At 68.7% G+C, this 11341-nt stretch carries 13 protein-coding genes; 8 read left to right on the plus strand and 5 right to left on the minus strand.

Annotated features, from left to right (window positions below; all coding sequences use genetic code 11):
* Positions 1–860 precede the first annotated feature (860 nt).
* From ACWJ6R_RS19715 to ACWJ6R_RS19730, 4 genes are all read left to right on the plus strand, one after another.
* Positions 861–1529, plus strand: coding sequence for a hypothetical protein (locus ACWJ6R_RS19715; protein WP_449063636.1), 669 nt, complete (start codon positions 861–863; stop codon positions 1527–1529).
* 23 nt (positions 1530–1552) lie between these two features.
* On the plus strand, positions 1553–2209 hold the full coding sequence (locus ACWJ6R_RS19720; protein ID WP_449063637.1) for an HAD family hydrolase: 657 nt from the start codon (positions 1553–1555) through the stop codon (positions 2207–2209).
* Positions 2210–2267: 58 nt separating this feature from the next.
* Positions 2268–2579, plus strand: a complete 312-nt coding sequence (locus tag ACWJ6R_RS19725; RefSeq protein ID WP_449063638.1) for a CPCC family cysteine-rich protein — start codon at positions 2268–2270, stop codon at positions 2577–2579.
* 333 nt (positions 2580–2912) lie between these two features.
* Positions 2913–3794 (plus strand): carbon-nitrogen hydrolase family protein, encoded by an 882-nt coding sequence (locus tag ACWJ6R_RS19730; protein WP_449063639.1) that lies wholly within the window; start codon positions 2913–2915, stop codon positions 3792–3794.
* Here ACWJ6R_RS19730 and ACWJ6R_RS19735 read toward each other — a convergent pair.
* Complete coding sequence (locus ACWJ6R_RS19735) at positions 3791–4657, minus strand: hypothetical protein (protein WP_449063640.1); 867 nt, start codon at positions 4655–4657, stop codon at positions 3791–3793. The two genes, ACWJ6R_RS19730 and ACWJ6R_RS19735, sit on opposite strands and share 4 nt — an antisense overlap.
* 436 nt (positions 4658–5093) lie before the next feature.
* Between ACWJ6R_RS19735 and ACWJ6R_RS19740 the strand changes: the two genes are divergently transcribed.
* Positions 5094–5396: a hypothetical protein gene (locus ACWJ6R_RS19740; RefSeq protein WP_449063641.1), complete on the plus strand. Its 303-nt coding sequence runs from the start codon at positions 5094–5096 to the stop codon at positions 5394–5396.
* A 77-nt stretch (positions 5397–5473) separates the two neighbouring features.
* On the opposite strand, the gene ACWJ6R_RS19745 is transcribed toward ACWJ6R_RS19740, so the two are convergent.
* On the minus strand, positions 5474–6133 hold the full coding sequence (locus ACWJ6R_RS19745; protein WP_449063642.1) for a DUF6461 domain-containing protein: 660 nt from the start codon (positions 6131–6133) through the stop codon (positions 5474–5476).
* A gap of 152 nt (positions 6134–6285) precedes the next feature.
* On the opposite strand from ACWJ6R_RS19745, the gene ACWJ6R_RS19750 reads away from it, so the two are divergent.
* Both ACWJ6R_RS19750 and ACWJ6R_RS19755 read left to right on the plus strand, forming a co-directional pair.
* A complete protein-coding gene (locus ACWJ6R_RS19750; RefSeq protein WP_449063643.1) occupies positions 6286–6768 on the plus strand; it encodes a VOC family protein in 483 nt (160 codons plus the stop codon).
* A gap of 65 nt (positions 6769–6833) precedes the next feature.
* Complete coding sequence (locus ACWJ6R_RS19755; RefSeq protein WP_449063648.1) at positions 6834–7049, plus strand: putative quinol monooxygenase; 216 nt, start codon at positions 6834–6836, stop codon at positions 7047–7049.
* 54 nt (positions 7050–7103) lie between these two features.
* Here the strand turns inward: ACWJ6R_RS19755 and ACWJ6R_RS19760 are convergent, their stop codons facing one another.
* Complete coding sequence (locus ACWJ6R_RS19760; RefSeq protein WP_449063644.1) at positions 7104–7472, minus strand: nuclear transport factor 2 family protein; 369 nt, start codon at positions 7470–7472, stop codon at positions 7104–7106.
* 154 nt (positions 7473–7626) lie between these two features.
* Here ACWJ6R_RS19760 and ACWJ6R_RS19765 point away from each other — a divergent pair, with 154 nt between their 5' ends.
* Positions 7627–9915, plus strand: a complete 2289-nt coding sequence (locus ACWJ6R_RS19765) for a polysaccharide lyase 8 family protein (protein WP_449063645.1) — start codon at positions 7627–7629, stop codon at positions 9913–9915.
* Here the strand turns inward: ACWJ6R_RS19765 and ACWJ6R_RS19770 are convergent.
* Positions 9836–10861, minus strand: a complete 1026-nt coding sequence (locus ACWJ6R_RS19770; RefSeq protein WP_449063646.1) for a LacI family DNA-binding transcriptional regulator — start codon at positions 10859–10861, stop codon at positions 9836–9838. The genes ACWJ6R_RS19765 and ACWJ6R_RS19770 overlap by 80 nt on opposite strands.
* A partial coding sequence (locus ACWJ6R_RS19775) for a hypothetical protein (RefSeq protein ID WP_449063647.1) occupies positions 10855–11341 on the minus strand: 487 nt, incomplete at its 5' end. The genes ACWJ6R_RS19770 and ACWJ6R_RS19775, both read right to left, overlap by 7 nt.

An 11341-nucleotide genomic window follows, 5' to 3' on the forward strand; every position in this document is an offset into this window, starting at 1 on the left:
AGGGCCGTACGTCTGCGAACGAACCCACTCAAAACATCAACTCGCCGGGGCCCTGATTGTTCAGGGGGTGCGTGAAAGCGCACCTGATGCTCATATCGCTTGTACCCAGCTCTCGAGCCACTGCCACGAGCAAGGTGCCCAGACTTCGGGAGCGCATCTGACTCGCAAAGCAGCCGCAGGTCGTCAGGCTGGTCATTGTTGTGCTGGCAGTATTACAATCACACATACACCCGATGGCCTTGTCTATGATCCACCTATCGTTGAACATCGGCAGTTTGTCGAGCTCTCCGTGCGCACGCCCTTGTGCCTTCCCGGCCGAGCAGCATCTACGCAGGCCAGCCCAGTGAGCTTCGAAGGACCTCCCTAGCCGACGGTGAGGCATCTGGGTCGCTGGAGTAGCCGCTCACAGTTGCGATCGAGTGCTTTTGCGGGAGGGACGATGTAGGGAAAATGAACGGGAGAACTCTCCGAAGATCAACGGAGGACGCCGAGAGATGAAAATGCGCCCTGACCAGTTCTGATATACGCAGGATTTGGTCAAGGAGGTAGCGTTCGCACTACATCAACAAGCACGGCTCCACCGTTCGGTGGAGGGCTGACTAGAGCGGATGTAATCCGTCCTCCGGCCTAGGGCACATCACGGCCTCCATGAAACCCGGCGAGGTTAATAACGAGGGCACACGAAAGCGCGAGACAGCCGGAAACATCGAGAACCGATGAAGGGCCGGACCATAGTTCAGGCACCGCTTGATGATGTCGGCCTAGATCGCCGCCGCCCCTTCTGAGGTACTGGTAGTTCCCTATGCCCAGAGAGGGAACTCACCGGGAGGATGTCACCGGCATTCGATTGGATGAGGCGCATGACTGCTCATGACGTGGCCCGACTGCTGCCCGATATCCCGATGCTCCGCGACCTCTGCCGGTCCATGGCGGTGCTGGAGGCCATCCTCAGCCCGGAATGGGAGAGTCGCTACCACTCCTTCGATATGGCCTGGGGTCCTGGGGAGGAGATGGCCTCCATGCGCAACGGCTCCGGAGACGAGTACTCCATCGTCTTCTCGGCGGCGGGTGCCTACATCCGCGGCTTCGACCACGAGTCGGTGATGAGCCCGTACGGCAACGACGGACCATGGCCGGGAGTGCTCGACTCCGTCCCCGAGGTCTTCCGCCACCACGTGACCGAGCCCGCGTTCTGCGACGAGGACGGCATGCCGGCCGTGACCGCCTGCCTGTGGCGCGAGACCGGCGACGACCACTGGCGAGTCGGAGAGATCGACTACCCGGACGGCGTGAGCGACCCTGATGGCGCGACGCACCTGTTCGCACGACTCGTCGACCCGTTGCCGGAGGCGTTCTGGCGGTTCGCCGAGGACTACTACGAGGTCCCGGTGGACCTGGAGGTGGTGCGGCATGTCTACGCCCTCCGTCCGCTGACGCAGGCGGTGGTCACCGCGCTGAACGCCGACCTCACCATGAAGGACCTCGCCGACGACCTCGCAGCGGCTCGGTATCCGTCCGCCGCCGGTTGAAAAGACGCTCTGCCCGTAGGGCGGTGATCGTGCAACGGCTCGCGCTCTTTGACCTGGACAACACGCTCGTGAATCTGGACGAGGCGTTCCGGGAGTGGGCCGCGGAGTTCGCCGACGGGTACGGCCTCGGACACGAGGCGGTTGACTGGCTCATCGCGCTCGACCAGGCGGGTTACCCGCATCGTGAGGTTTTCTTCGGTATGGTTCGCGAGCACTTCGCCCTCTCCGAGTCGGTCGAGGAGCTGTGGGGTCGCTACCGCAAGCGCATGCCGTACCTGGTGCGCTGTCGGCCCGAGGTGATGGATGGACTGGTGCGGCTCCGTGTGTCCGGGTGGAAGGTGGCCATCGTCACCAACGGGACGGCGGACAACCAGCTCGGCAAGATCCAGCGGACGGGACTGGCCGAGGCCGTCGACGCCTACGCGCTCTCCGGGCTCGAAGGCATCCGCAAGCCTGATGTCGGTCTGTTCGAGATCGCCGCCCGACGGTGTGGCACGAGCCTGGCTGGTGGGGGATGGATGGTCGGGGACCATCTGGTTGCCGACATCGGCGGGGGACGGGCCGCCGGCCTACGCACAGTTTGGATCGATCGGGGAACGTGGCCGGACGAGGAGCACGCGGCGGACCACGTCGTCACGGACGTACTCCAGGCGATGGAGATCCTGCACGGCGAGCGCTGAGCGGAACATCGGGAGGTGATCCTCAGGGGAACCCGTCCAACAGGGATCCCCGGGGCTGATGGACGGGGACGTTACCTTGTTGCGAGTGACGTTCGTGAACGTCGTCCGGTGCAAGGGCGGCGAACCGTATCCGTGTCCGTGCTGTGGGTTCCGCACTCTCAATGAGCGGGGCATGTACGAGATCTGCCCGGTGTGCTTCTGGGAGGACGACGGGCAGGACGAGCATGACGCCGACGAGATCCGTGGCGGTCCCAACCGGGGGTTGAGTCTTACCCAGGGGCGGCGTAACTTCGCTGCGTTCGGCGCGAGCAACAAGCGGGACGTCGGCAAGGTCCGTGGTCCGCTCCCGCACGAACATCCGATCAGGTGATCTTGCTAACGCGGATGCTAACAACAGGTCTGGACGGCCCTGGGCAACCGTGGACTGAGAAGCCCTGTAGAGCCTGGTTGGCCAGGCCCGGAGAACGGCGGTGGACGGTCCTGGACGGTCTGCATTCGGCTTGTAAACAGAAGGTCAGGGGTTCGATTCCCCTCGTCGGCTCTGTAACGGAAAGGCCCCTGAACAGGCGATACGCCGTCAGGGGTCTTTTGGTTGTTCGAGTGATTCCATGACCTTGCTAACGGGCTCGCTGACAGCGGCCTCTGGAAGGGTCATCTACACCGCCAGCGGTGATCACACTTCCTGCTGCTACCGTCCTCGCTCGTGATCGTGCGTACAGCTGTCGCCCAGATTCCCGTCTCCTGGAATGTCCAGGAGAACCTCGCCGAGATCGTCCGGGTGGTGGAGGACTGCGCGGACGATGACCTGGTGGTGCTTCCAGAGGGAGCGCTGTCCGGATACGGCACTGATCTGTCTCCGCTCGCGGATCTGGATCCAGGTGAACTGGACAAGGCCATGACCGAGTTGGCCGAACTGGCTGTACGCGGTGCCGTGCATGTGGTCTGCGGCTCTCTGGTATTCGACGCCGGGCGGTGGTGGAACGCCGCGATCCTCTTCGGTCCCGAGGGCGGGCGAAGCTGCTATCGGAAGATCAACCTGGCGATGAACGAACGGGGCGTGCTCGCCGCCGGGTCCGAGCTTCCCGTCCACCGGCTCGCCATGTCGGGCGGGGTGGTCGATGTGGGGATGCAGATCTGTCGGGAGATCCGCTTCCCTGAGCAGTGGGGATATATGGCCCGTTCGGGGGCGAGGGTGCTCGCCTACCTGACGAACGCGGCCAATCCTGATGAGCCCTCCGGGGTCTGGCGTAGCCATCTCATCAGCAGGGCGGCGGAGAACCAGCGGTGGGTGCTCGCTGCCAACGTCGCTGATCCGATCTCGCACTGCCCGACAATGATCGTTTCTCCCGGGAGAAGTTCTCTCGGAGGTGTCCGGGGGAGAGCCGGCCGTGCTCCGTGCGGTGATCGACACCGACGCTGCTTCCGAGTGGTATCTCGGTCAGCGACGCCGGGACGTCATCGAGATGCGCTACTTGAGTTAGCGAGAGTGTCTTCCTCGGCGGCGACCCCAACGACCTGTACCTCTCGCCGCCGTTACAGCGGGAGATCAAAGCACAACGGAGATCATTCTGTTGGGAAGCTCTAAGGGACCCTCGTAGAGCCCGATCGATCAAGGCCGGAAGACACGGAGTCCTTTCTCCGGGAGTTCCTCCAGTCGTCCAGCCCCGCCGTCTCGTCGGCGGAAGGGACAGGGAGGTCGGTGTCGGCACCCCATCCGGTGAGGCGAGCGTCGATGACATGGAATCCCGGGACACTGGAGCCGTTGCCGACCAACTCGGTCCAGGTGGTCCGAACCCTGCGCACCAGCTGATCCTTGCCGATCCAGAGCTGCCACGAGAGCTTGGTCTTCGCGTCTCTCCCGGTAGGCGGTCTCCTGCCGTACCGGTCACGGAACGCGGAAGACACCTTGTAGAGCTCGGCGTAGGTGATCGTCCCCTGGTGGATCGTGGTGCGGGTGCCGTCGTAGACGCCTCCGGGGCGCTTGGCTTCGGCCGTGGCCAGCACCGCCTGGAGTTCGGCGGGATCACCGAGATTGATCTCACCGGACTCCAGAAAGGGCCGGTCCTCCTTGTCCTCGTAGAACAGGACCCAGGTCTTCCCCTCGGGAGCGGGACAGATCCAGCCCTGGCAATACGTCCGGCCTTCGAACGTGAGGAACCGCACGGGAGGCCGGCGCTCACCGGGCTCGGCGAGGTGTCTGACATCGGTGGCCGTCACCGATCCCTTGCCGAACTCGACGCGGGTCTTCGCCCTCCGGCTGTGCTTCTCCCTGTTCCTCCCCCAGGTGGTGACCTCGGACATGGTCACGCCCCGGTTCTCGGTGAGCTGGCGCCTGAGCGCGTCGGCCGGGCTGATCAAGCCCGTCTGAGCGTCCGCGGCGGTGCCGAGTCCGGTGACCGCGATGGACGCGGCCATCGCGATGGTCATCGTGGGGATCCATCGCCTCATCCGAGTCGTCCTCTCTCGATCCTCCCGTGCCGGGAAGGCGCCACTGATCTTCCCGTTTCGAGGTCTCTTTTCGATCACCGGACCGCGGGGAGGTAGGCGGACCGGTTCGGCGCATGGCAACGAGGTGGCTATCACCGACGTGCCGTCAGGATAGGGTCACCGGCCCAGAAGATCTTGCTGACGCGGTTGCTGACAACAGGCCTGAACGGGCCTGGACCACTGTGGACTGAGGAGCCTCGGGGAACTCGCCCGGCCAGGCTCAGAAGACGGCGGTGGACGGTCCTGGACGGTCTGCATTCGGCTTACGGACATGAGGTCAGGGGTTCGATTCCCCTCGTCGGCCCGTAAAGTGAAAGGCTCTTGAAGAGGTGATCACGGTGCATCCGGTCTTGTGACGGCCCCAGCCCGGGGTGTCACGGAGCCGAAAGGTGACCGTATGAGCAAGACCGACAAGACCCGGCCCTGGTGGGTGCGGATGGCCGACGCGCCGATGGTGACCTGCGTGCCCGTGCATGATCATAGGTTCGAGCCGTGCACGCTGCCGGACGAGATCACCGCCGGCGGCGCATCCCTGAACCACCGCACGAGCGGCTGTCACTGGCGCGCCACCCCCTACCACCTGTTCGACTGCGGTGGTGTCGGCGGGGGCCGCGAGTGGTACCACCTCCGGCGTCAAGAGCGTCGCCGCAGTCGGCACCAGGTGCGCTGCGAGCTGCGTACCTGGTGCGACGAAGACTGAGCGAAGAGGCAGGGCCCGCGTATCGGCGGGCCCTGCCCCTGCCTGCCCGTCGGCCGGTTCTGGGCGGCCGCAGACGATCATCTTTCCGCGATGGGTCCCACGAGCATCGGACGGCCGAGCATGTCCGGGGTGAACGGCACCCCGGTGACCTTCGCTGCCAGGGCGAAAGCCCGTGGCACGGCGGTGAGGTGGTTGTCCTCCCAAGCGGCGTCCCACGCTGCGTCGTCCCCCGGCTCGTCCAGCCCCATGCCGAGCTCCCGCATGAAGCCGTTGAGCCGGTCGGGGTCGGAGCCGGAACGCTCGTACGGGCGCCGCAGCGGGTAGTCGGTGATGATCGTGCCGTTGATCGCGTACGTGAAGCTGTCCTCGGCGTAGTCGTGCCGGGTGACCGCCAGCATCTCGCAGCCCTGTGACAGCTCGGTCGCCACCTCAAGGATCGTGGCCGTCCAGCCGTAGGGCTCGATGGCCACACACCATTCGCCGACCTGGAAGACGCCCACGTGGCCGCCGCCGTCACCGCCGTCCGTCTCGTCGAGGAACTCGCCGACCTTCTCGTCGAGTCCGTCGAAGCCCGACTCCTGACCGGAGCCCTCGCCGTGGCTGAAGCGGCGCATCACCTCCACCGGGTCGAGCCCGCGGAAGAAGGCCACACTGAAGATCATGTTCAGCGGTCCGCCGCCCTTGCTCTCTGACACGTTGAGCCACTGGAACGGGGCTAAAGGGTCAATCGCCGTCATGCGGGACATGGTGGCAGGCCGTACCGACACTCGGCCGATAGGCGTTGCGAGGCGGAGCCGCATCGGTGATTGACCTGAACCAAACTTGAGCTTCTAGGTTCTTCTCAGGACCGCGGGAACCGGCCGGCGGTGCCTTTTCAAGGAGGTTCGCCGTGACCGAGCTCGCAGCCCACACCGAGATCCCCGATCGCTACCGCTACGCGGTGATCCCGCACATCATGGTCGACGACGCCGCCGCGGCGATCGACTTCTACCAGCGGGCGTTCGGTGCCCGCGAGGACTTCCGGATCGACGCCCCGGGCGGCGGGATCCTGCACGCCGAGATCACCATCGGGCGGTCGGTCCTGATGCTGGGCGACGGCAGCGTGGACGAGGCGGAGGCCGGTTCCTTCGCCGCGCCGACCGCGCTCGGCGGAGGCACGTCCGTCACGCTGCACGTCTTCGTACCGGACGTCGACGGCCTGGCGGAACGTGCGGAGGCCGCGGGTGCCGAGATCCTCCAGCCGCCGAAGGACATGTTCCACGGCGATCGCACCGTCATCCTCAAGGATCCTTCCGGGCACATCTGGGTGTTCCTGACCCACATCGAGGACGTCTCGGAGGAGGAGCTCCGGCGCCGTCTCGCCGCCGGGTGACCGGTCGTCGTGCGCGGTGACATCGCCTGACCGTCACCTCCTGCCGGTCGGGCACAGGAACAACCCTGTGCGTCGAGCAGGCGCGCGCCTTCTCTGGCTGCCTGGACTTCGTGCTCGGCGCCGACCTGGTCGACGCGGGGCGGATCAACGTCTATGAGCGGTGGGAGTCCGAGGAGGCGCTCGAGGCGTTCCGGGGCTCGGGGCCGGAGGAAGAGCAGACGGTGGCGATACGCGACGCCGAAGTGCTCCGCTATCACGTGTCCGGAGCCGGCCCGGCCTGAGCCGGGTGACCGTCCCGCGGTCTTCCGGGGTCGCGGTCAGGGCGGCGGTCGCGATCAGTCGGTGCTCAGCGTCCCCTGGTGGAAGTACAGCCGCCATCCCCGCTCCGAGTGCCGCCAGATGGAGCTCCGGCGCGCCCGGCGGCCGTCGTACTCGGAGACGTAGGTCAGGTGGACGAGCCCGGGGGCGAGAAGCCTGCCCTCCATGTCGCTCACCGCGATCGGGGCCGTCAGCGGATCCGGGTCCTGGGAGATCGCGGCGATGAGGGAGTCGCGGTCCCAGAGACGTCCGGAGGCCCCGATCTCCTTGAACCCGGGGTCCATGAGCTCGCCCATGAGCGCCGCCGAGGAACGGACCTCTGGGTCGAGGAGGCGAAGCTCGCCGGAGATCGCGGACTGCACCGAATCGTCCTGCTCGCCGATCATGCTGGTCAGCCTACAGAACCGGGGCGGCGTAATAATCTACGCATGACCGGGCATTCCAGGCGGTCCTTCCTCCGGCTCAGTGGTGTCGCCGTGGCCGGGGCGCTGATCCCGGCGGGGTGCGCCGACAGGGCGGTCCCGCGCGCGGCGGCTCGCCGTGTCCGCCGGGGACGATCCGTCCGCCGGGGACGGCCCGTTCGCGCTGCTGCGCCGACGGTGGCGGGACGTGACGGCCGGGTCGGGGTTCGACGCGGCGGCGGAGCCGTACCGGAGCCGGTTGGCGGAGCTGGGGGAGGCCGCGGCCGGTTACCGGGACGCCATGGCGCCCACCGGCGCGTCGCTCTGGCCGGATCTGGCGTTCCCCTCCTTCGCCGCGACCCCGGCGCGGCTGCGGGCGATGGCCCGCGCGTACGCCCTGCCGGGGACCGGGGTGACCGGTGACGCGGAGCTGGCGGCCGCCGTCGCCGCGGGCGTCGACCACTACCGGCGGCGGGTGTACGCCGCGGGCGCGGACCCGGTCGGCAACTGGTGGGACTGGCGGATCGGCGTCCCCAGGAGGCTGCTGGACGCGGCCGTGCTGGTCGGCCCGCATCTGACGGAGGAGCAGAGCGGGGCGCTGATGGAGGCGGTGGACCACTTCGTCCCCGAATGCGTGCTGGACGAATACGGCGGCACCAGTACCGGGGCCAACCGGGTGGACCTGTGCGCGGTGACGCTGCTGCGGGCCGTCCTGGGCTCGGATCCGGGCAAGGCCGCCCTGGCCGTGTCGGCGCTCTCACCGGTCTTCCCCTACGTCAGGGAGGGGGACGGGTTCCACCGGGACGGCTCGTTCGTCCAGCACACCTCCGTCCCCTACCAGGGCGGGTACGGGGTGGTGCTGCTGTCCGGTCTCGCGACGCTCTTCGCGGTGCTGCGCGGCTCGCCGTGGGAGGTGGTCGACCCGGACCGGCAGGTCGTCTTCGATGCGGTCGAGAGGTCTTTCGCGCCGGTCGTGCACGACGGCTTCTGCATGGACCTCGCCGGAGGACGGGGGATCGGCAGGCGGCCGTACGAGGATCACCGCAGGGGGCACGCGATCGCCGCGGCGATCCTGCTGCTGGGGGAGTCGGCTTCGGCCGCCGAGCGGGTCCGGTGGCGGGGCATGGTCAAGGGGTGGGCACTGCGGGACACCGCCGTGCCCATGCTCCGGGCGGCGGAGCGGAGCGACCTGGGCTTTCACGCCCGCCTGGCCGAGGTACTGGACGACGGCGGGATTCCGGCGGCCGCGGAACCCGGCGGCCACCGGCTGCAGGCGATGAGCGCCCGCGCCGTCCATCGCGGGCCGGGCTGGTGCGCGGGCCTCAGCATGGCCTCCGACCGGATCGGCCACTACGAGCACGGCAACGGCGAGAACCTGCGCGGCTGGCACACCGGAGCCGGGATGCTCCAGTGGTGGGCCGAGGATCACGGCGACCAGTACTCCGACTCCTTCTGGGCCACCGTCGACCCCTACCGCCTGCCGGGCACGACCGTCTCCACGCTGCGGCTGGCCGACGGCGCGGGTGAGGCGTGGGGGGACACCCGCCCGTCGGCGCGCTGGGTCGGCGGAGCCACCGACGCCGTGTACGCGGTGGTCGGCCAGCACCTGAACGGCTTCGGGAGCACGCTGGAGGCGTTCAAGTCGTGGTTCTTCCTCGACGACGCGGTGGTCTGCCTGGGGGCGGGAATCACCGCGACGGACGGGGTTCCGGTCGAGACGGTCGTGGACAACCGCAGGACCGGAGCCCCCCTGACGGTGGGCGGGGAGGCCTGGGTACATCTCGAAGGGCACGGCGGCTACGTCCTGGTCGGCGGCGCTCCGCTGCGCACGCTGCGCGAGGAGCGCACCGGCCGCACCCGCGGTGACGACGATGACGGCGGTGCGGACCCGGTGACCCGGAGGTACACGACTCTCTGGCTCGACCACGGCGTCGATCCCGTCTCGGCCGAGTACGTCTACCTGCTCCTGCCCGGCGCGGACCTGGCGGGCACCCGGGCTCGGGCCGCCGACCCGGGCTGGACGCGGGTGATCGACAACACCGCTCGACGGCAGGGGATCCGGGTCCCGTCGCTGGGGCTCACCGCGGTCAACTTCTGGACGGCCGGAGCCGCCGGGGACCTGGCCGCCTCCGCGCCGTGCGCGGTCCTGGTCAGGGAGCGCGAGGACGGTACGGCCACGCTGACCGTGGCGGATCCCCGGCGTGATCTGGACGCGCTGACCGTGACCTGGGACCGGCCGGTGGCCGAGGTGCTCCGCGCATCGCCGCTCCTGGCGGGCGCCGAGATGGGCGGGAGGCTCGTGCTCGGCTTCGGGCGGCTCGCGGACCAGGAGGGCGGCTCTCAGACGGTCACCGTACGGCTCGGCCGGCGGGGAGTCTGGCCGGAAGCGCGGCCGAGGCCGCGGGACCGGTGGACTCGCGCACGATGAGGGTGGTCTCCAGCCGGGCCAGCGCCGCCGTCGCGGCGTCCCCGGCGTTGACGGCGGCCAGCAGCAGGTCGACCGCCATCCGGCCGGCGGCCGCGGTCGGCATGGTGATCGTCGTCAGCTTGGGCCGGTTCAGCCGACCGGGCAGGCTGTCGTCCACGCCGATGACGCTCAGGTCGCCGGGTACGCTCAGGCCCCGCTCGCGCAGCCCCTCGATCAGGCCCAGCGCGACCAGGTCGTTGTGGCAGAGCACGCCGGTCATCCCCGACCCGGCGAGGGTCGCGGCCGCCGCCAATCCGCCCTGCTCGGTCGGCTCGTTCGGCCGCAGCACGGTCAGCTCCACGCCCGCCTCGGCCGCGGCGTCGGTGGCGGTGGCGTGCATCTCCTCGCTGGTCCACGAGCCGCTCGGCCCGGACAGCAGCGCGATCCTGCGGTGTCCCAGGTCGGCCAGGTGCTCGACCGCGGCGCGCACCCCCTGCCCCACGTCCATCAGGACCGTGGGCAGCCCCTTCACCCGCCGGTTGACCACCGCGAACGGCACCTGCGCGCGCAGCCGCTCGATCACCCGGTTCGACAGGCGCGGGCTGCACAGCAGCACCCCGTCCACCTGCTTGCAGAGCGTCTCGATCAGTTCCTGCTCCATCAGCGGGTTCTCGTCGGTGTCCGCCACGAACACGTGGTAGTCCCGCTCCCGCGCCTGCGCCTGCGCCGCCTTGATCAGCGGAGGGAAGAACGGGTTGGCGATGTCGGCGACGATCAGCCCCAGGTTGTGGGTCCGCCCGGTGGTCAGCGCCCGCGCCGCCCGGTTGGGCCGGTATCCCAGCCCTTCGGCCACGGCCAGCACCCGGTTGCGCGTCTCCGCGCTGACCAGGTGCGGTGCGGAGAACGTCCGCGACACGGTCGAGACGTGGACTCCCGACGCCTGCGCCACATCTCTGATCGTCACCATCGCGGCTCACCTCCTGCTGTTCTCGTGGGACGGACTGCTGTTCTCATGGGGCGGGCCGCCGTTCCCGTGGGGTGGGCCGCTGCCAGGTGGCGGGCGAGCCAGTCGAAGACCAGTTCCTGGGTGGGAAGGTCGAAGCGGTGTCCCGCGTCGCCGAACACGCCGGTGTAGCCGGCCGGGTCCCGCCGGTAGTGCTCCGTGATCATGGTGTGGGCGCGGCGCATCCCCTCCGGGGGGAGGATCGCGTCGTGCTCGCCGTACCAGACCAGCAGCGGGCGGGGGGCGGCGCAGGCCACCAGGTCGGGCAGGTCGCAGAGCCGGGACAGGCCCGGCGGGTACAGCATCCAGGTGTGGGAGGCGACGTACCCGTCCAGCAGGTCGCGGTAGGAGGAGATCATCGCGACCACGGCGACCGCGGCCAGGGCGGGGTCGAAGGCGCCGAGCAGGGCCGCGCGCAGGCCGCGCCGGACAGCCCGGCGGCGG

It is taken from the genome of Planomonospora algeriensis, assembly GCF_977012225.1.

Bases quoted from the DNA above. Each gene is read 5' to 3' on its own strand.
- ACWJ6R_RS19770 (WP_449063646.1), bottom strand. From the start codon at position 10,861: ATGGTGACGATCAGAGATGTGGCGCAGGCGTCGGGAGTCCACGTCTCG.
- ACWJ6R_RS19740 (WP_449063641.1), top strand. From the start codon at position 5,094: ATGAGCAAGACCGACAAGACCCGGCCCTGGTGGGTGCGGATGGCCGAC.
- ACWJ6R_RS19760 (WP_449063644.1), bottom strand. From the start codon at position 7,472: ATGATCGGCGAGCAGGACGATTCGGTGCAGTCCGCGATCTCCGGCGAG.
- ACWJ6R_RS19745 (WP_449063642.1), bottom strand. From the start codon at position 6,133: ATGACGGCGATTGACCCTTTAGCCCCGTTCCAGTGGCTCAACGTGTCA.
- ACWJ6R_RS19735 (WP_449063640.1), bottom strand. From the start codon at position 4,657: ATGAGGCGATGGATCCCCACGATGACCATCGCGATGGCCGCGTCCATC.
- ACWJ6R_RS19715 (WP_449063636.1), top strand. From the start codon at position 861: ATGACTGCTCATGACGTGGCCCGACTGCTGCCCGATATCCCGATGCTC.
- ACWJ6R_RS19725 (WP_449063638.1), top strand. From the start codon at position 2,268: ATGGACGGGGACGTTACCTTGTTGCGAGTGACGTTCGTGAACGTCGTC.